This window comes from Rhabdobacter roseus, from assembly GCF_014202275.1.
In the GTDB taxonomy this organism is placed as follows: Bacteria; Bacteroidota; Bacteroidia; order Cytophagales; family Spirosomataceae; genus Rhabdobacter; species Rhabdobacter roseus.
Genome location: NZ_JACHGF010000014.1, coordinates 85562 through 110127, shown reverse-complemented (window position 1 = coordinate 110127; position 24566 = coordinate 85562). Strand labels below are relative to the sequence as shown.

The 24566-nt window shown below is 58.7% G+C and carries 23 protein-coding genes; 17 read left to right on the top strand and 6 right to left on the bottom strand.

Annotated elements, in window-relative coordinates:
* The first annotated feature begins 4 nt into the window (after positions 1–4).
* The 16 genes from HNQ92_RS26160 (at position 5) to HNQ92_RS26090 (ending at position 17210) form a co-directional block, all read left to right on the top strand.
* Positions 5–1150: a sensor histidine kinase gene (locus tag HNQ92_RS26160; RefSeq protein WP_184179057.1), complete on the top strand. Its 1146-nt coding sequence runs from the start codon at positions 5–7 to the stop codon at positions 1148–1150.
* Positions 1119–1868, top strand: coding sequence for a LytR/AlgR family response regulator transcription factor (locus HNQ92_RS26155; protein WP_184179055.1), 750 nt, complete (start codon positions 1119–1121; stop codon positions 1866–1868). The genes HNQ92_RS26160 and HNQ92_RS26155 overlap by 32 nt, the downstream gene beginning before the upstream one ends.
* Before the next feature lie 138 nt (positions 1869–2006).
* Positions 2007–2141: a hypothetical protein gene (locus HNQ92_RS29000; RefSeq protein ID WP_281380785.1), complete on the top strand. Its 135-nt coding sequence runs from the start codon at positions 2007–2009 to the stop codon at positions 2139–2141.
* Between the two features lie 39 nt (positions 2142–2180).
* Positions 2181–5321 (top strand): lantibiotic dehydratase, encoded by a 3141-nt coding sequence (locus HNQ92_RS26150; RefSeq protein WP_184179053.1) that lies wholly within the window; start codon positions 2181–2183, stop codon positions 5319–5321.
* Between the two features lie 152 nt (positions 5322–5473).
* Entirely contained in the window at positions 5474–5674 is a 201-nt protein-coding gene (locus HNQ92_RS26145; protein WP_184179051.1) for a hypothetical protein, read from the top strand.
* 31 nt (positions 5675–5705) lie between these two features.
* On the top strand, positions 5706–5882 hold the full coding sequence (locus HNQ92_RS26140) for a hypothetical protein (protein ID WP_184179049.1): 177 nt from the start codon (positions 5706–5708) through the stop codon (positions 5880–5882).
* 17 nt (positions 5883–5899) lie between these two features.
* Complete coding sequence (locus HNQ92_RS26135; RefSeq protein ID WP_184179047.1) at positions 5900–7117, top strand: radical SAM protein; 1218 nt, start codon at positions 5900–5902, stop codon at positions 7115–7117.
* Between the two features lie 166 nt (positions 7118–7283).
* Complete coding sequence (locus tag HNQ92_RS26130) at positions 7284–7490, top strand: hypothetical protein (RefSeq protein ID WP_184179045.1); 207 nt, start codon at positions 7284–7286, stop codon at positions 7488–7490.
* 71 nt (positions 7491–7561) lie between these two features.
* Positions 7562–7777 (top strand): hypothetical protein, encoded by a 216-nt coding sequence (locus HNQ92_RS26125; RefSeq protein WP_184179043.1) that lies wholly within the window; start codon positions 7562–7564, stop codon positions 7775–7777.
* Between the two features lie 50 nt (positions 7778–7827).
* Entirely contained in the window at positions 7828–9186 is a 1359-nt protein-coding gene (locus HNQ92_RS26120; protein WP_184179041.1) for a radical SAM/SPASM domain-containing protein, read from the top strand.
* Positions 9187–9190: 4 nt separating this feature from the next.
* Entirely contained in the window at positions 9191–10231 is a 1041-nt protein-coding gene (locus HNQ92_RS26115) for a hypothetical protein (protein ID WP_184179039.1), read from the top strand.
* A gap of 12 nt (positions 10232–10243) precedes the next feature.
* A complete protein-coding gene (locus HNQ92_RS26110; RefSeq protein WP_184179037.1) occupies positions 10244–12547 on the top strand; it encodes a peptidase domain-containing ABC transporter in 2304 nt (767 codons plus the stop codon).
* A gap of 66 nt (positions 12548–12613) precedes the next feature.
* Positions 12614–13339: an HlyD family secretion protein gene (locus HNQ92_RS26105; RefSeq protein WP_184179035.1), complete on the top strand. Its 726-nt coding sequence runs from the start codon at positions 12614–12616 to the stop codon at positions 13337–13339.
* 52 nt (positions 13340–13391) lie between these two features.
* Positions 13392–15806: a TonB dependent receptor gene (locus HNQ92_RS26100; protein ID WP_184179033.1), complete on the top strand. Its 2415-nt coding sequence runs from the start codon at positions 13392–13394 to the stop codon at positions 15804–15806.
* Between the two features lie 13 nt (positions 15807–15819).
* Positions 15820–16836 (top strand): 2OG-Fe(II) oxygenase, encoded by a 1017-nt coding sequence (locus HNQ92_RS26095; protein WP_184179031.1) that lies wholly within the window; start codon positions 15820–15822, stop codon positions 16834–16836.
* Between the two features lie 8 nt (positions 16837–16844).
* Complete coding sequence (locus HNQ92_RS26090) at positions 16845–17210, top strand: response regulator (RefSeq protein ID WP_184179029.1); 366 nt, start codon at positions 16845–16847, stop codon at positions 17208–17210.
* 85 nt (positions 17211–17295) lie between these two features.
* On the opposite strand, the gene HNQ92_RS26085 is transcribed toward HNQ92_RS26090, so the two are convergent.
* The 4 genes from HNQ92_RS26085 to HNQ92_RS28995 all read right to left on the bottom strand — a co-directional run bounded on the left by HNQ92_RS26085 (position 17296) and on the right by HNQ92_RS28995 (position 18999).
* Positions 17296–17667, bottom strand: coding sequence for a VOC family protein (locus HNQ92_RS26085; protein ID WP_184179027.1), 372 nt, complete (start codon positions 17665–17667; stop codon positions 17296–17298).
* 83 nt (positions 17668–17750) lie between these two features.
* Positions 17751–18548: a helix-turn-helix domain-containing protein gene (locus HNQ92_RS26080; RefSeq protein WP_184179025.1), complete on the bottom strand. Its 798-nt coding sequence runs from the start codon at positions 18546–18548 to the stop codon at positions 17751–17753.
* A gap of 40 nt (positions 18549–18588) precedes the next feature.
* Positions 18589–18801: a hypothetical protein gene (locus HNQ92_RS26075; protein WP_184179023.1), complete on the bottom strand. Its 213-nt coding sequence runs from the start codon at positions 18799–18801 to the stop codon at positions 18589–18591.
* Positions 18802–18867: 66 nt separating this feature from the next.
* Positions 18868–18999 carry a hypothetical protein gene (locus HNQ92_RS28995; protein WP_281380784.1) on the bottom strand — a complete coding sequence of 44 codons (132 nt, stop codon included), beginning with the start codon at positions 18997–18999 and terminating at the stop codon, positions 18868–18870.
* Between the two features lie 288 nt (positions 19000–19287).
* Here HNQ92_RS28995 and HNQ92_RS26070 point away from each other — a divergent pair, with 288 nt between their 5' ends.
* Positions 19288–21855: a TonB-dependent receptor gene (locus HNQ92_RS26070; RefSeq protein ID WP_184179021.1), complete on the top strand. Its 2568-nt coding sequence runs from the start codon at positions 19288–19290 to the stop codon at positions 21853–21855.
* Positions 21856–21993: 138 nt separating this feature from the next.
* On the opposite strand, the gene HNQ92_RS26065 is transcribed toward HNQ92_RS26070, so the two are convergent.
* Positions 21994–23913, bottom strand: a complete 1920-nt coding sequence (locus HNQ92_RS26065; RefSeq protein ID WP_184179019.1) for a monovalent cation:proton antiporter-2 (CPA2) family protein — start codon at positions 23911–23913, stop codon at positions 21994–21996.
* Positions 23910–24515, bottom strand: coding sequence for a glutathione-regulated potassium-efflux system oxidoreductase KefF (gene kefF / locus HNQ92_RS26060; RefSeq protein WP_184179017.1), 606 nt, complete (start codon positions 24513–24515; stop codon positions 23910–23912). Before kefF ends, HNQ92_RS26065 begins: the two co-directional genes overlap by 4 nt.
* Positions 24516–24566: the final 51 nt, after the last annotated feature.

The window sequence follows — 24566 nt, the reverse complement described above, 5'->3', positions numbered from 1 at the left end:
CAGGATGTCGTTCAAAACCTGGCAGACGTTGTTCAAGAGCGATGGTACCTACACGAGTCCGCGGGCGCGGGTGATCGTGCACGTAGGGCTGTGGTCGCTCCTATTTTTGTTTTTGCTGTTTGTCAACAGCTGGCTCACGCGCGATTCCGACACCCCGGCCCTGACCTACTGGCTCGCCGCGGGCAACATGCTGGTGCTTACCATCAGCTACTACTGGCTGGCTACGCTGGCTGTTCCGCTGCTCTACAAGTCGAAGTGGTTTGTGCTGGGGCTGCACGTGCTGGGGGTATTTTGTTTCAATACCTGGGCCAACTACCTCATCTTCGGAGCCTTTACGACCTACTTTGAGCTGACGCCCCGGTTGCGGGGGCTTTTTCAGGTCTATAGGGAGGCGGGTTTTCTCGGGAGCCTGTACAACTACAGTGCGCTGCTGGTCACCTGGTCGCTGACGCTGTCGTCGCTGATGATCCCGGTGTTGGCCAAGATGATCAAGGACTTCTACGAGGCCCGGCTGCGCGTGATCCGGCTCCAGCGCGACAACTACCAGCTGGAACTCAACTTCCTGCGCGCGCAGATCAACCCGCACTTTATCTTCAACGCCATCAACAGCGTGTATTCTTTCCTCGTGGACCGCGACGAAGAGGCCTCGTACCTGCTTCTGAAGCTATCGGGACTGCTGCGCTACTCGGTGCACGAAGCTGGACAGGAAAAGGTGTCGCTGGAGCAGGAGGTGGCTTTTCTGGAGGGGTACATTGGCATCGAAACCCTGCGCCAGCGCGAAAACGTGGTGATTTCGTTCAGCTGCGAAGGTCCCCTGAGCGACTACCAAATTCCGCCGCTGCTGCTGGTTACGTTTATTGAGAATGCCTTCAAGCACGGCATCAACGCCACCACCCGGGCCGCCTGGGTGGAAGTACGCCTGCGCGTGGAGCCGGGCGGGGGGCTTTACTTTACGGTCAAAAACTCCAAGCCGCCGCACCCCACCCGGCTACCCAAGTCGTCGGGCATCGGGCTGGTGAACCTGCAACGGCGGCTGGATCTGCTGTTCCCGAAGGATTACCAGCTGGAAGTGCAAAATTTGGCCGATACATTCAACGTTCAATTATTTTTACAACTTCATGAAAAACAAACTAAGTTGTCTTATCATTGACGACGAACCGCGCGCCCAGCAGGTCCTGGAGACCTTCGTGGGCCGGGTACCTTATCTTCAACTTCTTCGCAAATGCAACGACGCCTACGCGGCCATTGAGGCCATTCATGAACTCTCGCCCGACATTATTTTTCTCGACATCAACATGCCGGAAATGACCGGGATCGAGCTGCTGAAAAGTTTTGGCAAAAACCGCCCGAAAGTGATCCTGACCACCGCCTACTCCGAGTACGCCCTGGAGGGCTTCGAGTACGAAGTGACCGACTACCTGCTCAAGCCCATTCCGTTTGACCGCTTCCTGCGGGCCGTCAACCGCGTGTGGGAGGGCACCGAGCGCGCCGAAATACCCGCCGACAAGCCCGAAAGTACCCCCGGCACGAGCCAGGACAGCGCGTCGATCTGGGTGAAGGAGGGCAAGAAAATGATTCACCTCAACGTGTACGACATCCTGTACGTGGAGGGCATGAAGGACTACGTGAAGCTGCACCTGGCCCACGACAAAATGATTGTGACCTACCTCACCATGAGCAAAGTGGAAGAAATGCTGCCTCCGAAAGCCTTCCTGCGCGTGAACCGCTCGTACATCGTGCGGATGTCGGCGGTGCAGTCGGTGGATGGCAATACCATCGAAACGATCAACAAAAAAGAGATTCCGATTGGTTTTAGCTACCGCGAAACCGTCCGCGAGATCATGAACGACCGCTTTTTAAAACGATAAATAAACAATTGATAGGATCTCCGATGTAACTGATCTAAATTATGCCGTAGTTGGTCTAATTAAATGGGAAAGCGAAAAAGCAGGGGCTACATTTGAACATACCTAAATCAATTTATTTACTCAACCATTAATCGCGTTATGAAAAAAGCAACTACTTCTCCGCTCCGTTTGCAGAAAAAAACCATCTCCTCGCTCGATCGCGGCCAGCGCCAAGCCGGCGGCCGCTCGGACAGCGTTACCCTCACGACCTACCTGACCCTCACCAGTCGCTAGCGGGCGGCCCGCCGGGCTGCCAGGTACCTACGCCAGGCCATGCATGTCATTCCTCATCCTTTTTATCTACTTCGGATTCCCACCCTGAGCCTGGCCGATCCCTTGTTGCCGGGAGCCGATGTGGACACGTATTTACGCAGGCAGTGGGCCAGCCCCACCGTACGAGAGGCTATTCAGGTAGCCTCTCCTGCTTTTTATGGGCACCTGTGCGAGGCCTTACGTACCCCGACGGTACTTCCGGCCAAGCTGCGGCTGGCCTACTGGAAGTACCTGCAGCGGATGCGCAGCCGTCCCACGCCCTTTGGCCTCATGGCGGGCTGCGCCACGGGTACCTGGGCCAGCACGAGTGCCATTACCTGGTCTGCCGAGGCTTCGCACCGCAAGTACCTGCGGCTGGACGCCGCCTACCTGGAGCGGCTGGTTGGGTACCTGGCCGCACAGCCCGCGCTACGCGAGCAGCTGCTGTTTTATCCCAACGACAGCCTGTACCGGCTCCGGGCCGAGTACCGCTACACCGAAGCCCGCCCCGAGGCCGACGGGCGGCGGTACTTCATCAGCGCCGTGGCGCAAAGTACCTACCTGGCGCTGGTGTTGGAAAAAGCCGCCGCCGGGGCCACCCTTCCGGCGCTCAGCCACGCCCTCACCGACGCCACCGTGACCTACGAAGACGCCCGCGCTTTTGTGGAAGAGCTGGTGGAGCAGCAACTGCTCGTGGATGACCTCCAACCCGCCCTCACCGACGCCGATCCATTAGGTACTTTGCGCGAAAAACTAGCCCGACTGGAAGGTACTTCCGGGCTCGTCAGGTACCTCGACGAGCTCCAAAAATGCCTCCAGACCGACCTGTCCGAACCTACCCGCTACGGGCTACTTCAGGAAATACTGCGCAACATCAGCCCGTCCCTGACGGAAGGTGCTTCCCCCGCGGCGCTGGTGCATGGTACGCTGTACGTCGAAACCCCCACCAACCATCTCCAGCAGCGGGTAGGGCAGGCGATCTGCCGACAACTGCGCGACCTACGCGGCCTGGCCCGCGACAAAACGCCCGAACGCATCCGAACGTTTTGTCGGCGCTTCCGGGAGCGCTACGAGGGCGAAGAAGTACCCCTGCTGCACGCGCTCGACGCCGACCTGGGCGTGGGCTACGGCGAAGGCGCCCGTTCGCAAACGGGCCGCTCGGACCTGGTGCAGGACCTGGACGCCAAGCCCGCCGAAGTACCTCCGCCGCCGCCCGTGGACCCCTGGAAGCTGGCCCTCCTGGGCGAATGCCTGCGGCGGGGAAGTACCTGTATGGAACTTGAAAAACGGGATTTGGAAGAATTGAATAAAAAAACAGCCGAAGGTACCTGGGCCGCCAGTGGGTACCTCATGGGTAGTTTGCTGGCGGCCTCGCCCGAGGCCCTCGATGCCGGGCAGTACTCGTTTATTTTGCAGGGGGCCGAGGGGCCGTCGGCGGCTACGCTGCTGGGGCGGTTTTGTCCGGGCGACGCCCGCCTAAGTACCCTGGTGCAGCAAAGCCTGCGCGACGAAGAGGCAAACTACCCCGACGCCATCCTGGCCGAAGTACTGCACGCGCCCGACGACAAGGCTGCCAACATCCTGGCCCGGCCCCGGCTGCGCGACTACGAAATCACCTACCACGCCCGCAGCGGTACCGACGCGGCCCACACCCTGCCGGTGAGCGATCTGCTGGTATCCGTCACGGCCGACCACCGCATCCGGCTGCGGTCGCGGCGGTTGCAGCGGGAGGTCATCCCGAGGTTGTCGTCGGCGCACAATTTTTCCAAGGGTAGTTTTATCTACCAATTTCTGGGCGACCTCCAGACCCAGCGGGGCGGGCTGGCGCTGGCCTGGCTGTGGGAAGGCCTGGAAGCGCTGCCGTTTTTGCCCCGCGTGACCTACCAAAACCTCATCCTGAGCCGGGCGCAGTGGCGGATCAAGTCGGCAGCATTGGCAAAGTACCCCAGCGTGGAAACGCCCGGCGCAGCGTCCGGCGCTGCCGCTTTGCGCACCTGGCTGTACCACGAGCAGCAAGTACCCCGCTACGTCACGCTGGCCGAGGGCGACAACGAGCTGCTGCTGGACCTGGACGTGGACTTTTGCCTGGAGGTACTTTGTAGTACAGCACTTTCCAGTGGGGCGCAGGCCCGTGAGGAGTTACTTTTGAAAGAATGGCTGCACACGCCTGAGCAGTGCTGGCTGCGGGATGGCCACGGTGAACCGTACGTCAGCGAGATCATCATTCCCTGGAAGTCGTCCGCGCCGGTTCCGGCAGGGCCGTCGCCCTGGCCCGTGGCTACGGCGGCTCCGCGGCGGTACTACCCCGGCGATGCCTGGCTGTACCTGAAGCTCTACGCGGGCGTCGAAACGTTGGAGGAAATACTGGTCGCGGTGCTGGAGCCTTTCGTGCGGCAACCGGAATTTGGGGAGGTAGTGGAAAAATGGTTTTTTGTGCGCTATACCGACCCCGATCCGCAGCTGCGGCTGCGCTTTCGGGTACCCGACGCGGCCCGGCAAGTACCCTTTTACGGCGCGCTCAAAGCCGCGCTCCAGCCTTACCTCGACGCGGGCGAGCTCTACCGCCTACAGTGGGACACCTACCAGCCCGAAGTAGAACGCTACGGAGCCCACACCCTGGAAAACGCCGAAACGCTCTTTGCCCTCGACAGCCAAAGTACCCTGAAGTACCTGGGGGCCGAAGCCGAGGAAAGTACCCCCGCCGAGCGCTGGAGTTTTGCGCTCACAAGTACCTACCGCTGGCTGGTGGATTTTGGACTAAGCCCCACGGAAATGGCCGCCTGGACCACCCACTGCCGCGACGGGCTGCTGGCCGAGTATGCCGACCCGGCGGCCCTGCGGAAGCAGCTCAACCACAAGTACCGCCTCGCCGAGCCGGACGTAGAGCGCCTGCTAAATACCTCACCCACGAACGCGCTCCTCACGGCCCGGACGCGGGCCATGCAGCCGGTGATCGCCGAGGTACTTGCGGTACTCGGGGCGGACCTGAGCCGCCGCAACGATCTATTGGCCAGTCTGGTACATATGTCGCTCAACCGCCTCTTTGCCACCGACCAGCGCCTGCACGAGCTGGTGATCTACCACTACCTGAGCCGCTACGCTACATCGCAGGGTAGCCGTAAGCCGCAGGTACCTGCGCAGGGTACTTTTGGGGATAAATAAATTTTCCAAGCCGCCCAAGTGCCCCCGTTTCAATTCGTCGAGTAGGTACCTTAGTTGGCCGAAAAAATTTCTGGGCTCGTTTCGGAAGAACTATTCTTGCTAGGTAGTTCCCCATTTCTCCTTCACTTCCTTTACCAAACCCGTTTTGTCCTATGAAAAGAAAATGGAACGATTGGTTTCAAAAAGCGCTGCCCTCGCTGCCCGAGCCGCGCGAAAGTACCCCCTTCGATCTGCTTACCGACCAGGACGCCCTGCTGATCCGGGGCGGCGACAAAGACTACGCCCCGACCTACGAGCACGAAAGTGAAGACAGGCTCACGCTGGTAGAGCCCGCCATGTTGATCCGGATGTAAGCCGCTGTTTCACTCATTTTTTATAAAAAGCATGAAAAAGAAATTTTCCTTACTCCCTGCTTCGAAGCAGGACAAAAAAGCGCTCGAAGAGTTGCAGAAAGAAGTGGAAAGCGACCCCAACCTGGACGAGATCGTGGGGGGTGCCAAGCCGCCCATCGCCGACGTGGGCTGGATCAAGGAGTCGGTCGCGGATGAGTCCAAATCCTAAACCAGGTACCTTCAGCCATGAGCGCGGTAAAGCAGCGGGTGCGGGGGCTGGTGCTCAAAGTGGCGAGCCGGTGCAATCTCAACTGCACCTACTGCTACGTCTACAACCGCGGCGACACCACCTACCGCACCCAGCCCAAATTCATGGCTCCGGCCGTGGTGGAGCAGCTGCTGCGGCGCGTAGGTACCTACTGCCGGGCGCACCGCCTGCGGGCCTTTAAGTTTATTTTTCACGGAGGGGAGCCTTTGCTGGCGCTCCCTTCTTTTTTTGAGGACTTCGTGCTACGGGCGCGCAGGTACCTGCCTGCCTACACGGCCATCGACTACACCATCCAGACCAACGGCGTACTGCTCACCGAAGACTGGTGCGCGCTGCTGGGTAGGTTGGGCGTCAAAATCGGGATCAGCCTGGACGGGCCGCGGGCTGTGCACGACGCCCAGCGCGTGGACCACCAGGGGAGGGGCTCCTACGAGGCCGTGGTGCGGGGCTTCCAAACCGCCCAGGCGCACCCGGCCGTGCGGTACTACCCCGGCCTGCTCACGGTGGTAGATCCGGCCACCGATCCGCGGGCGCTTTTTCATCACTTTGTGCGGCTGGGCGCGCGCTCGATCAACTTCCTCCTGCCCGACCACACCCACGCTACCTACCTTTCAACCCCGCAAAGTACCCCCTACGCCGACTGGCTCATCGCCGTCTTTGACGAATGGCTGGCGCTGGCCCCGGCGGTGCGGCCCAAGGTACCTTTGTTTCGGCAGTACCTAGCGCTCATCCTGGGGCAGGAGGTCGTCTCCGACTCCTGCGGGCGCGGCGCGGGCTCCGTCCAAAGTACCTTTCTGGTGATCGAAACCGACGGCAGCATCGAGGCCCAGGACTCCCTCAAAGTGTGCTACCACGGCATTACCAAAGAAGGCTTTCACGTGCAGTCCCACGGGCTGGACGAGGTACTTCGGGCGCCGCTCATTCGGCAGTGCGCCGAAAGCCGCACCCAACTACCCCCGGCGTGCCGGAGCTGCCCCGTGGTGGCGGTGTGCGGCGGGGGCTTCATCGTGCACCGCTTCCGGCCGGGGGCGGGCTTCGACCAGCCGTCGGTGTATTGCCACGATTTGCTTAAGCTCATTACGCACATCCAGAACCGCCTGCTGGCGCAGCTGCCCGCGGCCTTCAAGGCCCGCACGGGCTTGGCTCCGCTGGGCTACGAGGAAGCGCTCCGGCTGGTGGCCGAGCCCGGATTTTAACTTCGGGCCAGGTACCTAGTTCGTCGAGAAAGTGGGCGAGTAGGTCTAAATAATTTCGGTAAATAAAGCCAAATGAGCAACTTCCCTTCGTCAAAACGACGCAGGCCTTTCCGAAGGCGCCCGCGAAAGCCTGTTCAACCATTTATCCTTTTAACTACTTACGACAATGGAAAAGAAATCAATTACCGACATCCTGAACAAACTGGAAGGTGTAGAAAATCCCGAAGATGGTTTCGCCGAGTTGACGCCCGAAGAGGCCGAAGAGCTAGCCGGAGGACATACGTTGAACGGTGCCTGTGGCTCGGGCAATAACAGAGGGTGTCCGGTATCCAATACGGGCTGCGGTCCGCGGGAAGCGGCCATTCAGGAATAGACCCCACTCCCCAAAAGCTGGGCGAGGTACCTCATTTGACTTCGCCCGGCTTTTCCTAAATCCTTCGACCTATGAAAAAGAAATTGACCAAACTAAGCCTGGAAGACCTGGTGAACCAGGCCGAAAACGCGGCCGACGGGCTGGAAGATATTTCGCCGGAAGAAGCCGAGGAGCTCACCGGCGGTGGCCGAAACTCGGGCTGCCCCTCGACCGGGGGCGATAGAAATACCGGCTGCCCCGTCACCAACAACGGTTGCTCGCCCAAGGAAAGCGCCATTCTGGAATAGGCCGCAAAGTACCCTGTAGTTTATTTATTCTTATCAAATCGCGTCATCGTATGTTCAAGCTATCCCATTACCTAGTCATCACCGAGCCGGTAGCGGCGGGCAAGCGCGTGCTGTTTGCGACCCGCACCGCCCGCACGCTGGTCATTACCGATACTCTTTACGATAAGTTGCAGCGGGGAGCCTGGGACGAAATCAGCGACCGCGTGTTTGATAAGCTACGCACCATCGAAGCCATTGTGCCCGCCGCCGAGCGGGAAGTCCACACCATTATTGCCCGCAACAAAGCCACCGTAGCCGACGGCACCAGCCTTTACCACGTGATCCAGCCCACGGCCATGTGTCAGTTGGGCTGCGGCTACTGCGGTCAGAAACATACCAAAGACTACATCGGGACGGCCCACAGCGACCTGGTGCTGGAGCGCATCGCCAGTAAGTTTTCGGCCAAGCCCTACCGCCACGTCGAGATCGCGTGGTTCGGGTCGGAGCCGCTGATGGGCTGGGTGCAGATCCGGTCGCTGACGCCGCGGATACAGGCGCTGGCCCGCGAGCGCGGCTGCACCTACAGTGCCAAGCTAGTCACCAACGGCCTGAGCCTGAAGGTACCTATCTTCCTGGAGCTGGTGCAGCAGCACGGCGTGAAGAGCATTGAGGTAACCCTCGACGGCACCGCCGAGCACCACGACGCCCGCCGCCACACCAAAGACGGGCTGTCTACCTTCAAGCTCATTTTTCAGAATCTGTTAGCTATTTATAATTTGCCCAATTTCAAAGAACTGGGCTGCGATATTTCCATCCGCTGCAACGTCGACGAGCGCAACAGCGAGAGCGTGATTCCGCTGCTGCACCTGCTGGCCGAGCACGAATTGCAGGACAAGATCGCCTACTTCTACGTGGCACCCATCCACGCCTGGGGTAACGAGGCGCACCTGCTGTCGCTGGAGAAACAGGCCTTCGGCGAGCAGGAAATCACCTGGATGATCGAGATGATCCGGCTGGGCTTTACGCCCCGGTTGCTGCCCTCGCTCAACCCCGTGGTATGCATGTCCGTAACGCCCGACGCCGAGGTGTTCGATGCCTTCGGCAACGTCTTCGACTGCACCGAAGTACCCTACGTGGAATCCTACGACAACACCGAGTACATCCTGGGCAACGTAGGCAACGGCCTGGACACCATCTCGACGCACCGCCCGTTGCTGAGCTTCCACGACGACGTGGCCGACGGAAAGTACCCCTGCACCACCTGCCGGATGCTGCCCGTCTGCGGCGGTGGCTGCCCCAAATCCTGGCGCGAAGGCATGCCGCCCTGTCCGTCCAATAAGTTCAACATCGAAAGCAAGCTCATGCTGCACTACGCCCTACACCGCCAGGGCAAGGAAGAATTTGTGGCTATTTTGAACCAAACCGCCTGATCGGATGAACGCCACGGTCTACACAACGATAAAAAACCGCCTGGAACTACTCCTGAACCAGCGCGCGCCGGAAAGTACCCGGCCCAAGGCGGACCTGATCCACCAGAATATCTACGCCGACACGCTCACGGAGCTGGCCCGGACCCAGACGGGTACCTGGTGGCGGCCCCTCAACCACCTGTGGGCCAAGTACGAAAGCGGCCTGCTGGAGGCCCGGGCGGGGCACCTGCACCTGGCCGAGCAGTACTTTCAGGAAGCGGGAGAATTTAAGAGGAACTTTCCGGAGCAGCACTACCTGCCCGAGCTGGCCGAGGTGTCGGCGCTACCGGCGGTAGCCTACCTGCACTACAAGCAGGGGTACTTTGCGCAAGCCGAAAACGAACTCTTGGCCTCGCTCGACAACGACGCCGTTTTGCTGGAACAGGGGTACTTTATCCTGGAATACCACCGCATCCAGCAGCTGCACAACCTGGCCCGAAGCTGCTTTTTTCAGAAGCGAATGCAGGACGGAGCCCGCCTCATTGGCCTGGCGCTGCGCTACATGCTCTACGGACAAGTACCCCCGCTGAGCTACGGCTGGTCGGAGGGGTACCTGCAGCAGGCACCCTGGCAGCTGCGCTCCGACATGCTCTGGCAGCTCAGCGCCGAAACCGCCGGGGTACTTTTGCATTACCGGGCCGAGGAAAAGGTACTTTTTAGCGAAGCCTTCGGCCACCTGACGTTCTGGGAGCCCCACACGCCCGACGACGAGGTACTTTTGGAGTGGTTTACGCTGAAAGAGCTCCTGGCTCAGGTACCTTCCGACGAGGCGGTGCTGCGGGCCGTTCGGTTTCTGGATCAGCAGCCCGCGGCTTTTGACGTATACAAGCTATCGTTACTGATGAGCGTGGTGGAGGTACTACAGCAGTACCGCTACTACACGCCCGAGGTACATCGCATTCTGACCACGCTCGTGGGTACTTTGCAGATCAGCCCGCGCAACCGCCAGAGCTGCCAGCTGTACCTGGACAGCCTCATCGAGAACCCCGAGTTATTGGAAACCTAACGGAACCCCCGCATGGCCAAACGCTACAAATACTACCGGCAGCTCGACTACATGGACTGCGGCCCCACCTGCCTCAAGATGGCCGCCGCCTACTACGGCAAGGAGTACTCGCTGGAGTACCTGCGGGCCAACTCGTACATTACGCGGCAGGGCGTAAGTTTGTTGGGAATCAGCGATGCCGCCGAGAAGATCGGTTTCAAGACGCTCAAGGCCAAGCTTTCCTACAAACAGCTCGTGGAAGACGCGCCGCTGCCCTGCATCCTGCACTGGAACCAGGAGCACTTTGTGGTACTTTACGATGTCAAGAAAAGCTACCTCAAGTACCTGCCCAAGCGCCAGGCGGCCAGCGAGCGCCTGCTCATTGCCGACCCCGGCCACGCGTTGGTTTCGGTGGATAAGGAAACTTTCATGAAATGCTGGGCGGGTACCGCCGACGGCCGGGGTATTGCGCTGCTGCTGGAGCCCACGCCGGAGTTTCACCAGCTGAGCGAAGAGAATCAGGAGCGGGCCTCGGGCTTCAAGTTTTTGTTTGAGTACCTGACGCCCTACCGCAAGTACGTGATGCAGCTGCTGCTGGGCATGTGCCTAGGGAGCATCATCAGCCTCATTTTTCCGTTCCTGACCCAGAGCCTGATCGACTACGGCATTTACCGCAATAACCTCAACTTCATCCACTTGATCCTACTCTCGCAGCTGCTGCTGTTTGTGGGCAATATTACCGTGGATCTGATCCGAAATTGGATCTTGCTGCACATCAGTACCCGCGTGAGCGTTACGATCATCTCCAATTTTTTGGTGAAGCTCATGAAGTTGCCCATCAATTTTTTCGAGTCCAAAAACATCGGCGACATCACGCAGCGCATCCAGGACCACCACCGCATCGAAACCTTCCTGACGGGTACCTCGCTGAACACGCTTTTTTCGGTGATCAACCTGGTCATCTTCTCGGCGGTGCTGGGGTACTATAGTCCGTGGCTGCTGCTGATTTTTGCGGTGGGAAGTACCATTTCCATCCTCTGGATCGTGATTTTCCTGCGGCAGCGCAAGGACCTGGACTACCGGCGCTTTCAGCGCATGCGCGAAAACCAGAACAACGTTTACGAGCTCATTACGGGTATGCAGGAGATTAAGCTCAATAACTGCGAAAAAGCCCGGCGGTGGGAGTGGGAGCGGATTCAGGCCAAGTTGTTCAAGATCAACATCAAGAGCCTGGCGCTGGAGCAGTACCAGGAGGTAGGGTCGTCGTTTGTGACGCAGTTGAAAAACATCCTGATCTCGTACTTTGCGGCCACACTCGTGATCCAGAACCAGATTACGCTCGGCGTGATGCTCAGTATTTCGTACATCATCGGGCAAATGAACGGTCCGCTGAGCCAGCTCATGAACTTCATCCGGAGTATCCAGGACGCCAAGATCAGCCTGGACCGCCTTGGCGAGGTACATAACAAGCCCGACGAAGAGCTCAACGAGGAGCACAGCCTGGGCCGCAGCCTGGCCTCCTTTGGCCCCGCTCCGGTGCCCGCCGAGGGGGCGTATTACGACGACGAAGCCATTCGGTCGCAGTACCAGGTAGAGCGGGGTATTCGGTTGCAGCATGTTTCGTTTCGCTACGGCGGGCCAAATTCGGCCTACGTACTTAAAAATCTGAGTCTGAACATTCCGGAAGGAAAAGTGACGGCCATTGTGGGTACCAGCGGCAGCGGCAAGTCGACGCTGCTCAAGCTACTGCTGAAATTTTACGCCCCCAACGAAGGCGAGATTCGGATCAATGGCAACAACCTGCAGGATCTGTCGGCCAAGGAGTGGCGCAAAGCCTGCGGCACGGTGATGCAGGACGGCTACATTTTTTCGGATACCATTGCCCGCAACATCGCCGTAGACGGCAGCGCCATCGACGAGGCGCGGCTGCTGGAGTCGGTGCGGGTGGCCAACCTCCAGGAGTACCTCCGCAAGATCCCGCTGGGTTTCACAACCAAGATCGGCAACGCGGGCTCGGGCCTCAGCGGTGGTCAGCGCCAGCGTATTTTCATTGCGCGCTCGGTGTACAAAAATCCTACCTACATCTTTTTCGACGAAGCCACCAGCGCCCTGGATGCCAACAACGAGCGCATCATCATGGACAACCTGGACGCTTTCTTCCAGGGAAAAACGGTGGTGGTGATTGCCCACCGCCTCAGTACCGTCAAGAACGCCGACCAGATCGTGGTGCTGGAAAACGGGGAGATCAAAGAGGTAGGTAATCACCAGCAGCTGGTAGAGGCCAAAGGGCCGTACTTTGAATTGGTCAAAAACCAGCTGGAACTGGCCGAAGGGTAGTGGTGGGAAAGTACCTTCGGTTGAATTGATTTACAAATAATTAAAAGCGCTCAAACGACCTACGCGATGCCAAACGAGATAAACCAACGGGGGCTTCACTCGCACAGCGACGAGCTGCAGGAAATCATCGGGCAAATGCCGCACTGGATCGTGCGCTGGGGCACGGTGGTAGCGGCGGGGGTACTTTGTATTCTGCTCCTGATCTCCAACACCATTCGCTACCCCGACACGCTCACGGCCCAGGCGCTGATCAACGCGCGCGACCAACCCCAGAAAATCGAGTGGTACATCACCGATCCCAACGTGGTGTACCACCCCTACGTCACCGACTCGAAGCGGGTGAAGCTGGGCGATACGCTGGTGTCGGAAATCGACAACGGCCGCAAAGTAACGAGCTACGTGCGGGCGCGGGTGTCGGGACAGACCTACCTTTTGAAGGGCGTCGAAAACAACCCCAAGGCGTTCATGATGCTCGTCGTGCCGGACATCACCACCTACGAAGTGCAGCTCAAACTACCCGTGCAGGGAGCCGGGCGCGTGAAGAAAGGCCAACGGGTCCTGATCAAGCTCGACGCCTACCCCAACCACGAATTTGGCTTTCTGGAGGGCGTGATCTCGGGCGTGGTACCCGTCTCGATCGACAACCACTACCGGGCCAACGTGACGCTTACCAACGAGCTCGTGACCAACACCGGCAACCGGCTGCCCATCCAGCCGCTGCTACAGGGTAGCGCCGAAATCATGTTGGAAGACAAACGCCTGCTCAACCGCATTTTCAAGACGATCATCTGATCGAAGCTGGGGTCGCCGGGCACCCATACGTACTTTTTAACCGATTACCGCTATGAGAAAGACACTATTGCTACTGCTGTGGGGGGCGCTGGGCATGGGCGCCGCCTGGGCGCAAAACCCGGCCACGCTGCTGGGGAGGATCGTGGATGAAGCCCAAAAGCCGCTGGAGTTTGCCTCGGTGGTTTTGCTCCTGCCCGACTCATCTTTTGTGAAAGGTACCGTCACCGATACCGCCGGTACCTACGCGCTCCCGCAACTGACGCCGGGTACCTACCTACTGAAAGTATCCAGCCTGGGGTACCAAACGGCGCTTTCTACCCTAAACCTGCCCGAGGGCCAGCCGCAGTACCAGGTACCTGACCTGGTGGTGGCCGTGGATGCGCAGAGTTTGCAAGAGGTCGTGGTGCGGGGCGAAAAGCCGTTGATTGAGCGAGAGTTGGGAAAAATCATCGTGAACGTCAGCAACAGCGCTTTTTTCAAAACTGCCGCCAACGCCGTGGACGTGCTGAAGCGAGCGCCGGGCCTCATCGTGGACCCCAGCGGGGCCATCAGCGTGAAGGGCTTGTACGCGCCGCTGATTATGCTGGAAGGGCGGCAGCAGCCGCTAACGCCCGACGAACTGCGCAACATTCCGTCCTCAGACATCGAGCGGGTCGAAATCAGTACCAACGCCTCGGCCCAGTACGACGGCGAAGTGCGGGCGGTGATCAACATCCGGCTCAAGCGCGACAAGTCGCTGGGCTGGAGCGGAAGTACCTACCTGGGCGGGGCTCAAAACCGGTACTTGAGCAGCTACAACGGCGGCCTGAGCCTGACCTACAAAACCAAGCGCTGGGCGCACTACGGCCTGGTGGGCTACCGCGACGACCGCGACTTCCTGAAAATGTCGGGCGCGCGGCGCATCGGCAGCGGGGCTAACTACACCCTCATGGAGCCCGATGCTTTCATCCGCTACGACACGCGTCCGCTGACCTACCGATTGGGTACCGATTTTCAGATTAACCAAAAACACAGCCTGGGGGTCGTTTGGAAAGGCGTGGTGCGGCAACGAAACGACCTGACCGAGAACACCACCACCCTCACGCGCTTCGAGCGCAGCACGGCCCTGAGTACCGAAAAACTCAAGACGCGCAACGAAAACGACATCCAGGGACAAACCAACGCCATAAACCTCAACTACAAAGGAAAACTCAGCGACAAGGGCAACGAGCTCACCGTGGATGTTGACTACGCCCTCTACGACCGCACCGAGAACCAGTCGATCCGGAACCGCTTCCTGGACCAGAGCGAGCGCGAGCTGCGCATTCCCGGCCAGCTGCGCGGCCTGGGTACCTCCGACCTGACCATCCAGTCGGTGCGGGCCGACTACCTGCAGCCGCTGCCCAACGACTGGGTGCTGCTGGCGGGCGCGAAGCTCAGCCGCATCCAGAGCGACGACGCCCTGCGCTACGACAGCCTGCGCGTAGGTACCTGGGTCTACGATGCCTCCAAGAGCAACCGCTTTGTATACCACGAAGACATCGCCGCCGGGTACGTACTCTTCGGGCACGACTGGGAGAAGCTCTCGCTGGAAGGCGGACTGCGCGTGGAGCGTACCGCCACGCAGGGCAACTCCATGACGATGAATTCTGCCATCAACCGCCAGTACTGGCGGTGGTTGCCGAGCCTGCAGGCCAGCTATCAACTGACCGACAAGCAGTCGTTGCAGGCGTCTTTTGCCCGCAAGCTCACGCGCCCTTCCTTCTACGATCTCAATCCGTTTACGTTTTACACCGATCCGTTTTCGTACATCGAGGGGAATCCGTTCCTGCTGCCCGTCACGCGCAATACCGCCGAGCTGGGGTACTCCATCGGCAATTTTAACACCACCCTCAGCTACGTACACGACTCCGACATCATTGCCCAAATGCCCATTCAGGACGACGAAACGAAGATTATCCGCTACACGCGCGTGAACCTGAACACGCAAAAGGTACTTAACTGGGACGCCTCCTATCCCTACCAGGTCAATAAATGGTGGCGCATGAACAACTACCTCCTGGTGCAGCACCGCCAGATCCAGTCGGCCTTTTTGACCGATAATTTCGACAACAAACGCTGGACGTTTTTCTTCGAAGGCGGGCAGTACTTTTCCCTGAGCGACAACTGTACCTTCGAGCTGAGCTACTACTACCAGGGCCCCAGCGCCGACCAGTTTTACCGCGTCAAGGGCTACGGTACGGTGTCGGTGGGAATTCAGAAAAGCTTCCTCTCGAACCGGATCAATACGCAGGTCAATCTCAACGATATTTTTAATACCTACCGGGAATTCTTCTACGGCCAGTACCTCAACGTAGACCTGACGACCCTCCAGACCCGTGGCATGCAGCAGGCCACCGTCCGGATGACGTACCGCTTCGGGCAGTCGACCTACCGGCGCAAGCAGCGGACCAACAGCAGCGCCGAAGAAGAAAGCCGTACCCGCTAAACGCGATTTAATCATGGAAACCCTGACCCAAACCAGTAGCACGCATTGCCCCAACGTGTCGGTGATGCAGCAATTTATCCAGGCCCTGGGCCCTGCCAACCGCGCTACGGTGCGGCAGCTGGTGGAGCAAACGCCCCGCTACCCGGTGGTGTCGTTGAACGATTTCAACGGCCTACTCCAAAAAGCGGGCTTCGAGACCCTGGCCTTCCGGGCCAAAGTACCCCATCTGGTGCAGCTGGACGGGCCGCTGCTGGGGTACCTGAAAAGTGAACTAGACGACGCCCCCTACTTCGTGGTGATCCGGGGCGTGGAAGGGGAGCGGGTCAGGTACTTTTCGCCCTACGCGGGCAACGTGCAGGAGCCCCTGGCCGCCTTCGCTGCCAAGTGGACCGGCGCGTTACTTTTGGCCAAGTACCCCGAGGAGTGCGCAGGTACTTTGTTTGAGGCCCAGGACAAGGAGTCGGCGGCGGTGGAGGAGTACCGGAGCCAGCACATCCGGCTCTACGACGACTTTCTGACGCCAGCGGAGTGTCGGTACATCATTCGCTACGCCGAAGAAAATAGGCTCTTCAACCGCAGCGAGGTGGAGTACAACCAAGACCAGGGTACCGTGTCGTCGGAGCGGACGAGCTACTCGGCGTCCCTCACAAAGCTGCGAAACGACCCTTGCCTGAAACCCATCTACGAGCGGGTGAGCGATTGGCTCAAGGTACCCCAAACCTACATCGAACACCTGCAGTGCGTGCGCTACAGCGCCGGGCAGCAGTTTAAGCCCCACTACGACGCCGGCCCCACCAACCACCGCGTGCATACCCTGCTGGTGTACCTCAACGACGACTTCGAGGGCGGCGAGACGTTCTTCCCCGAGCTCAACGAAAAGGTACTTCCCCGCCGGGGGCGCGCCCTTTATTTTCTCAACCGCCGCGACGGGGAGGTGATCCTGCAGTCGGCGCACGCGGGCTTACCCGTGCAGCACGGTACCAAGTACGGCTGCAACATTTGGGTAAGAGACCGCCCGGCCGTTTCCTGAACTTGCCTATGGTACTTACCTGCGGACTGATCGAGTACGAACCGCTGTCGGTTTCGTTGATGGAGCAATACATCGGGCGCACGCCCGGCCTGGAACTGGTATGGACCTGCGGCTCGGCCGAGGAAGCGCATACCCACCTGGAGCGCTACAATCCCGACCTGGTGTTCTGGGAGGTACGTACGTTGCCCGCCGCGGTAGCGTCTATTTTGCTGCCCATCGTGAAGTACCACGCGGGCATCATCGTTACGTCAGCCTACTTTCCGGACATGATCGAGGGCTTGCCGTTTCGGGCGCTCGATTACTTGCACAAGCCGTTCTCGTACCAGCAGTTTCTGCGGAGCATCGACCAGTACCGCTTTCCGCCGACCGACTAGGTACCTGGCCAGCAAACCGCAATGCGGCGCTTCAAGTACCTCCCCAGGGGTACTTTAAGCGCCGCATTTTATCCTAATGTATACACTACAAGGACGTGATCCACCAGCTGTTGCCAAACGGGTCGGCCACGCCGCCGGAGCGGCCGTAGTCGCGGTCGGCGGGCTCCATGACGGAAGTAGCGCCCTGGGCGAGGGCAAGTTGGTAGGTTTCGTCGGTGTTTTCTACGTACACAAAAAGCGAGGCGGGCTGCGGGGCCCACTGGTCGGTGGCTTCGGCAAACATCAGGGTACTTTCCCCGATCTTCACTTCGCCGTGCATGATGGTGGTGTCGTCGTCGCGCAGGGTAGTTGGGCCCAGCGTGGCGCGGAAAACGGCCTGCACAAAATCGGCGAAGCCGCGGGCGTTGGGCAGAATCAGGTAGGGCATCACGGTTTGGTGGCCTGGCGGAATGTTCATACGTTATGGGGGTTTTGGTTAATGATTCCACAAAAGTAGGAGGGAGGTAGCTCCTAAAATTGGAAAAATCCGACATTCCGTACTTACTCTTTCCACTCGGTACCTTCGGCCCGGCCCGTAAAGTAGGCCCTGGGGTGGTGCCCCGAGAACGCTTTAAAGTCATGGATGAAGTGCGACTGGTCGTAGTACCCGCAGTCGTAGGCGATGTCCGTCAGCGACTTACTTTGGTTTCCGTACGCACTAAGGGCGGCCTGAAACCGCAAAATGCGCCCGTACAGCTTCGGACTAAAACCCGTAAAGTACCGAAACGACCGCTCCATTTGCCGTGTGGACAAAAAGGATTGCTCGGCCAGCTGCTGCACGCGCAGGGTACCTTGGCTCTGGATCATGCCCTGGATGGCCGAAAGTACCCTGGGCGTTTTCTCTTCGTTTTTGGCCAATTGTTTTTCCAGAAAAGACGACAGCAGCCGGATGCGCTGGGCGTTATCCGGGGCCAGCATCACACGCTCTTCCAGTGCTTGTCCGGCCGGGCCCAGCAGCTCGCAGAGCGTGGCCTGCTGGTTGGTGAGGGCGGAGGCGGGCAGGCCAAACAGCCGCGGCAGGGCAAACGGGTAGAGGTACACGCCCAAAATCCCGAAGCTTTCCTGAATGGCGAAGCGGCTGTGGCGTTGGGCTTGTCCGTGCATACCGGCCGTGAAGGAAGGCGCGGCCTGCTGCAGGTCGGTGAAGGTACCTTGGTAGTGAAAAATCAGCTCCGGGCAGCCATCCGCCATAGAGCGGTGCACGTAGGGCTGGCCGGGAGGTACCTCGCCCTCAAGTACCCAGAAAAACCGGACGTAGTCCCGGAGCGGTGGGGTAGGTAGCTGGGTGGCGTAGTACATGGGCACAAGGCGGGTTGTAAGGTACCTGTGAAGTACCGGCTCAGGTTAGCTCCTGGCATTCCAGACCCTGTTCCTTAAAAAACGAAATGACCCGGTGCGAAGAAATACCTTCGGACTCCAGGCGGAAGATACGGTCACAATCTTCCAAATCAAAATTCCATCGGCCGCGCTCCACCACGAGCTCGTCGAGGAGTGGTTTGAGGCGGCGTACGTTGGCTTTGGTCTGGACGGAAGTCTTAAAAACGAGTACCATACGGGTTGCGCGTTGGAGGTAGTTGTTTGTCTCCCAAAGGTAGGAGGTACTTGTGACAACCCTATGTCAGTAGCCCCACAAAAGTAGGGCTTTCGGGTACTTTCCTTCGTGAGCGGCGCGCAGGCTCAGGTACCCGCTTTTTTGGTAGCCCTGGGCGGGCTCGTAGCCTCTGGTCGGTGAGGTACTTTTGTTGTACAAAAAAATATTTGTTTTTGTTTAAAATTAATTTTTTAAATAGTAACATGTTTTATTTCAATAAGTTATAATTTTTTATTTAAAACTCTACTAAATCTATATACTTTATAATTTTTGTTGCTAGATTTGCAGCCAGAACCAACAACAAGCGCCCGGCATGAAACGCCCCATAATCTTTGTAAGGCCTCACTGTTGAGAGGCAAGGACAAATCTAAAGAAGCCACCTCACTAACGCAAACGGCTGAATACGTCGCCAATCGAACCCAGGCATTAACACCAAAACACGAGCCAATGAAGCAATTTTTCAAATCCAGTTTTTTACTAGGGGTACTTCTATTCCCCTTGTGGCTATCCGCGCAGGAGAACACCATCATCAACGCGACGGTATCCGGGAAAGTCGTAGATAGCCGCACCAACGAGGCGCTGATCGGGGCCACGGTCGCTATTAAAGGTACCACCAACGGAGCCGCGACGGATGTCAACGGGGAGTTTGGGCTCATTACGGGCCAAAAACTACCCTTTACCCTCATTGTGTCCTACGTGGGCTATCAGAAAAAAGAAGTATTGATCAGTGAAACCAAAGTAGAGATAAAGCTGGACGCCAACGCCAACCAGCTGGATGACGTCATCATTTCCTCGCGCCGTCGTCAGGAATCGGCCCAGGACGTACCCATCCCGATTTCGGTGGTGAGCGGCGTCAGGGCCGAGGATGCCGGGGCGTTTAACGTCAACCGGCTGAAAGAACTGGTACCCACGGTGCAGCTGTACTCGTCCAACCCGCGCAACACGACGCTCAATATACGCGGGCTGGGCTCCACGTTTGGCCTTACCAACGACGGCATCGATCCGGGTGTGGGCTTCTACGTGGATGGCGTGTACTTCGCCCGCCCCGCCGCTACCACGCTCGATTTCATCGACATCGAGCAGATTGAGGTACTTCGCGGGCCGCAGGGAACGCTTTTTGGAAAAAACACCACGGCGGGGGCCTTCAACATTACCACGCGGGCTCCCAGCTTTACGCCCGGTGCCAACTTCGAGGTGAGCTACGGCAACTACGGTTTTGTGCAAGCCAAAGCGTCGCTTACGGGGCCCTTGGGCAAGAAGCTCGCCGCGCGGGCCTCCTTCTCGGGTACCCAGCGCAACGGCCTGCTTTATAACGTCAGGACCGAAAAGCCGGTCAACGACCTGAACAACCTGGGCTTCCGAGGCCAGCTGCTCTACACGCCCACGGATAACGTTCGGATCACGCTGGCGGGCGATGCCTCGGCGCAGAAACCAGACGGCTACGCGCAGGTGGTGGCGGGGGTAGTGACTACCCGGCGGGCACCTTACCGCCAATTCAACGCCATCATTGCGGACCTCAACTATTCCCTTCCCAGCACCAATCCTTTCGACCGTATTATTGATCACGATTCGCCCTGGCGCTCGGGCAATGAGCTGGGGGGCGTTTCGCTCAACATCGACGCCAAGCTAGGACCGGGTACCCTGACCTCCACCACGGCCTGGCGCTACTGGAACTGGGACCCCTCCAACGACCGCGATTTCACCGGCCTGCCGGTACTTTCTAAATCACAAGCTACGTCCAGACATACCCAGTGGACCCAGGAGATTCGCTACGCGGGTAATTTTTCTTCCCGGCTGAGCGGCGTCATTGGCGTGTTTGCGATCGGTCAGGACCTAAATACAGATCCTGTACATATTGAAGAGTCCGGAGCTGCTCAGTGGCGGTTTTCGCAGAGCTCCACGAGTGCACTATGGCGGACCCCCGGCTTGTTTGATGGCTACGGCATCAGAACGACCTCCCGCTTGCAGTCCTTCGGAGGGGCGGTGTTTGGCCAGGTCGACTGGGCCATTACCAGCAAGCTACACCTCCTACCCGGTATTCGCTTCAACTACGACAAAAAGGAAGTAGACTATAGCCGCCAGACGTACGGCGGCCTGCAAACCACGGACCCTGCTCTCATCGCCCTCAAGAACGCCATCTATACCAATCAGGCTTTCCAGGTAGATGTGGAGGAGAATAATTTCTCGGGGCAGCTCACCCTGGCTTACAAAGCATCTTCGCAGTTCAACGCCTTTGCTACCTACTCCAATAGCTTCAAGCCCGTGGGCGTAAACCTGGGCGGGCTACCTACGGCCAGCGGCGCGGTCCTGATCGATCTGGCCCGCGTGAAGCCGGAGTACGTGACGCACTACGAAGTAGGCGTTAAAACCCGGCCTACGCCGCAATCTACCCTGAACCTGGTGTTTCATAACACCGACATCAAAGATTTCCAGACGCAGGTACAAACCGCCGAAGTGGGCGTAAACCGGGGGTACCTGGCCAACGCGGAGCGGGTACGGGTGGTGGGTGTGGAGCTGGACGGAAACATCCGGGTTAGCAATCAGCTCTCGTTCAATGCCGCCGTTGCCTACACCGACGGCAAGTACGTGTCCTTCACCAACGCTCCCGTTCCCCTCGAAGAAACGGGCGGGGAGTCTGCCTTCAAGGATATTTCGGGCGGCGCTTTGCCGGGTATTTCCAAGTGGGCTGGCTCCGCCGGTGGCGAGCTGACCAGCAACGGGAAATTCCTCAGCCTGAAAGGCAAGTACTTCCTGGGGCTGGATGCCTACTACCGCTCCACGTTTTCGTCGAGTGCCTCACCTTCTCAGTTTCTGAACATCGAAGGGTACACGCTGGTGAACGGAAGGGTAGGTTTCCGGGCTTCGAACGGGGTGACGATCCTGGTCTGGGGGCGTAACTTGCTGGACAAAGATTACTTTGAGCAATTATTGCCAGCGGCCGGTAATGCGGGCCACTACGCCGCCGTACTGGGCGATCAACGGACCTACGGCGTTACGTTGCGCTATTCCTTCTAGTTGTCGCTGCTTGCGGAGGCAAAGTACCCTTTACCCAACGTCGAAAACAAAAAGTACCGCCGCCCAGGGAGTTATATCCGGGGCGGCGGTACTTTTTTAGAGGCGTGCTAAGGTAGATTCAGACCAAGATTTACCCAACTACCCCACCTTGACCGAAGTATCCGGCTGAGTAGTATCCGGGCGGTTGGCACCCAGCAGTTGATCCCGCACGTAGGTACCGTCCCAGGAGTGGTCCTCGGACGAGAAGTTCTGCATGAGGTCGTCGTGCAGGAGTTTTTCCTGAAACTCGATTTGCTGCCGGGCGTTCATGATGTACTCCGTCATGTCGTGGCGCGAGGAGGCCAGCTTGGCCAGGCCCTGTTCGTCGTACTGAATGAACTTCTGGCCCTGCCTCGTGGCGCTGTACTTGCGGAAACCCAGCTGGCCCAGGGCGTCTACGGCCAGGTGCACAGCGGTGTAGAGCGTTTCGCGGTAAATGTTCGTGACGCCCATTTCCATGAGCTCGTAGGCGTCGAAGCGGTTGCGGGCGCGCGCCAGGATTTTCAGCCCCGGATAGTGCTTCGTGAGCGTATGCACCAGGTTTTTGTTGATTTCGGGCGAGTCGATGGCGGCGATGAAGAGCGTGGCTTCGCCCGCCCCGGCCGATTTCAGCAGATCCAGGCGGGTGGCGTCGCCGTAGTACACCTTAAAGCCCATTTTGCGCAGCAGCTCCACCTGATCCGAGTTGTTGTCCAGAATGGTAGCCTCGATGCCGTTGGCGCGTAGCAACCGGCCAATGGTACTTCCAAAGTGCCCAAAGCCAGCGATGATGACCCGGTGGTGCTCGGCGATAGCGTCGGCTTCTTTTTCGTCAATGGCCTCTTTGGTGCCGAAGCGCGGGGCCAGAAAGCGCTCGTTGGCCAGCAGCAGCAAGGGGGTGGTCATCATGCTGATGGCCGTGATGGCCGTCAGCTTCCCGGTCCACTCCGCGTCCAGGATTTGTAGCTGATTACTGAATGAAAGCAGCACGAAGGCAAATTCCCCCACCTGGCTCAGCCCCAGCGCAAAGAGGAAGTTCTGGTCGTGCTTGAGCTTGAATATTTTACCAATGCCCAGCAGTACCAGGAACTTGGTCAGGATAATGAGGCTCACCAGCAGGGCAATCTGCCCCGGCGACTCCGACAGCAGCTGGAAGTTGATGGAAGCACCCACGCCGATGAAAAAGAGCCCCAGCAGCAAGCCTTTGAAGGGCTCAATGTCACTTTCGAGCTCGTGCCGGAACTCGCTGTTGGCCAGCACCACCCCCGCCACAAAGCTACCCAGGGCCGGGCTCAGCCCCACCAGCTCCATGAGGTAGGCCACCGCCACCACCAGCAGCAACGACGACGCCGTGAACATCTCGCGCAAGCCGGTTTTGGCCACGATGCGCAGCAGCGGCACTACCCCGTAGGTACCTACCACGTAGATAGACCCCACGGCCCCAAACACGAGGATGGTTTGCAGCCAGGCGGGCAGGCCGTCGAGCAGCGAGTGGTGGCCCGCTTCGGAAGGGACGATGGCGGTAGTGGCCAGCAGGGGCAAAATAGCCAGGATGGGAATGACGGCGATGTCCTGAAACAGCAGGACCGAGAAGGAAGACTGCCCCGCCATGGTGTTGGAGAGCCCCTTTTCTTTCAGGGTCTGGAGTACAATGGCCGTGGACGACATGGAAAGCGCCAGCGCTACCGCCAGGGACATGGGCAGGCTCCAGCCGAGGAACAAAAACGGGATCAGGAGCAGCAGGGTGGTACCCACCAACTGGCTGATTCCGAAGCCCGCGATGGCCTTGCGCATTTGCCAGAAGGCGGCGGGCTCCAGCTCCAGGCCAATCAGGAAGAGCATCATGACTACCCCAAACTCGGCCACGTGCATGATGTCCTGCCCTTCCTGGCCAATGAAGCCCAGCACAAAAGGACCAATGATGATACCCGACAGCAGGTACCCCAGCACCGAGCTCATGCCTACTTTTTTGGCAATGGGTACACAAATAACGGCAGCCGCCAGGTACACTAGCGCCTGGGAGAGGAAGTCACTGTTCATAGCGGTTTGGTGGCTTTAAGCCAATCGTTGAGGTAGGTATAGGTAGTGAGCTGGGGTATATCCAGCGGTTCGTTCAGCAGGTGGTTGAGCAGGTAGGCGTACTCGGTAGCCTGGGCCCTGATGTCAGACGGCTGGAGGCGGTGCGTCCCGTGGATCACAAAGGGAGGCAGGTAGTGCATTTTACACAGCCGGACGGTCTGATCAAAAGGGGCCAGAAACTCGCTCATCGTGAAGCGGTTATTTCCTTCGTGCTGGTAGGAAGCCTGGGGGCCGCCGGTCGTCAGGATTTGAAGCACCACTTTTCCTTGCAGCGCGTTGCCACCGGGCCCGTAGGCCCAGCCTACCTCCAGCACCATGTCGATCCACTGCTTCAGCAGCGCCGGACAGCTGTACCAGTAAAAGGGGTGGTTCCAGATGATGATGTCGTGGGCCAGCAGCAGCTCTTTTTCGGCCGCCACGTCGATGTTAAAATCCGGATAATGCTCGTAGAGGTCGTGAAAAGTAATACCGGCTTGGCTGGGTACTTGGTTGATCAGCTCTTTGTTGACGCGCGACTTTTCGAACAAAGGATGGGCAAACAGGATAAGGACACGGTTTGGCATGAGTTGGTAAAGGCAAGTCCAAATAGGGTAGGGATGCTAGTTAGTTGTGTG

What these genes read in the sequence shown, in the direction of transcription:
- HNQ92_RS26160 (WP_184179057.1), top strand. Translation starts at nt 5, where the DNA reads ATGTCGTTCAAAACCTGGCAGACGTTGTTCAAGAGCGATGGTACCTAC.
- HNQ92_RS26155 (WP_184179055.1), top strand. Translation starts at nt 1,119, where the DNA reads ATGAAAAACAAACTAAGTTGTCTTATCATTGACGACGAACCGCGCGCC.
- HNQ92_RS29000 (WP_281380785.1), top strand. Translation starts at nt 2,007, where the DNA reads ATGAAAAAAGCAACTACTTCTCCGCTCCGTTTGCAGAAAAAAACCATC.
- HNQ92_RS26150 (WP_184179053.1), top strand. Translation starts at nt 2,181, where the DNA reads ATGCATGTCATTCCTCATCCTTTTTATCTACTTCGGATTCCCACCCTG.
- HNQ92_RS26145 (WP_184179051.1), top strand. Translation starts at nt 5,474, where the DNA reads ATGAAAAGAAAATGGAACGATTGGTTTCAAAAAGCGCTGCCCTCGCTG.
- HNQ92_RS26140 (WP_184179049.1), top strand. Translation starts at nt 5,706, where the DNA reads ATGAAAAAGAAATTTTCCTTACTCCCTGCTTCGAAGCAGGACAAAAAA.
- HNQ92_RS26135 (WP_184179047.1), top strand. Translation starts at nt 5,900, where the DNA reads ATGAGCGCGGTAAAGCAGCGGGTGCGGGGGCTGGTGCTCAAAGTGGCG.
- HNQ92_RS26130 (WP_184179045.1), top strand. Translation starts at nt 7,284, where the DNA reads ATGGAAAAGAAATCAATTACCGACATCCTGAACAAACTGGAAGGTGTA.
- HNQ92_RS26125 (WP_184179043.1), top strand. Translation starts at nt 7,562, where the DNA reads ATGAAAAAGAAATTGACCAAACTAAGCCTGGAAGACCTGGTGAACCAG.
- HNQ92_RS26120 (WP_184179041.1), top strand. Translation starts at nt 7,828, where the DNA reads ATGTTCAAGCTATCCCATTACCTAGTCATCACCGAGCCGGTAGCGGCG.
- HNQ92_RS26115 (WP_184179039.1), top strand. Translation starts at nt 9,191, where the DNA reads ATGAACGCCACGGTCTACACAACGATAAAAAACCGCCTGGAACTACTC.
- HNQ92_RS26110 (WP_184179037.1), top strand. Translation starts at nt 10,244, where the DNA reads ATGGCCAAACGCTACAAATACTACCGGCAGCTCGACTACATGGACTGC.
- HNQ92_RS26105 (WP_184179035.1), top strand. Translation starts at nt 12,614, where the DNA reads ATGCCAAACGAGATAAACCAACGGGGGCTTCACTCGCACAGCGACGAG.
- HNQ92_RS26100 (WP_184179033.1), top strand. Translation starts at nt 13,392, where the DNA reads ATGAGAAAGACACTATTGCTACTGCTGTGGGGGGCGCTGGGCATGGGC.
- HNQ92_RS26095 (WP_184179031.1), top strand. Translation starts at nt 15,820, where the DNA reads ATGGAAACCCTGACCCAAACCAGTAGCACGCATTGCCCCAACGTGTCG.
- HNQ92_RS26090 (WP_184179029.1), top strand. Translation starts at nt 16,845, where the DNA reads ATGGTACTTACCTGCGGACTGATCGAGTACGAACCGCTGTCGGTTTCG.
- HNQ92_RS26085 (WP_184179027.1), bottom strand. Translation starts at nt 17,667, where the DNA reads ATGAACATTCCGCCAGGCCACCAAACCGTGATGCCCTACCTGATTCTG.
- HNQ92_RS26080 (WP_184179025.1), bottom strand. Translation starts at nt 18,548, where the DNA reads ATGTACTACGCCACCCAGCTACCTACCCCACCGCTCCGGGACTACGTC.
- HNQ92_RS26075 (WP_184179023.1), bottom strand. Translation starts at nt 18,801, where the DNA reads ATGGTACTCGTTTTTAAGACTTCCGTCCAGACCAAAGCCAACGTACGC.
- HNQ92_RS26070 (WP_184179021.1), top strand. Translation starts at nt 19,288, where the DNA reads ATGAAGCAATTTTTCAAATCCAGTTTTTTACTAGGGGTACTTCTATTC.
- HNQ92_RS26065 (WP_184179019.1), bottom strand. Translation starts at nt 23,913, where the DNA reads ATGAACAGTGACTTCCTCTCCCAGGCGCTAGTGTACCTGGCGGCTGCC.
- kefF (WP_184179017.1), bottom strand. Translation starts at nt 24,515, where the DNA reads ATGCCAAACCGTGTCCTTATCCTGTTTGCCCATCCTTTGTTCGAAAAG.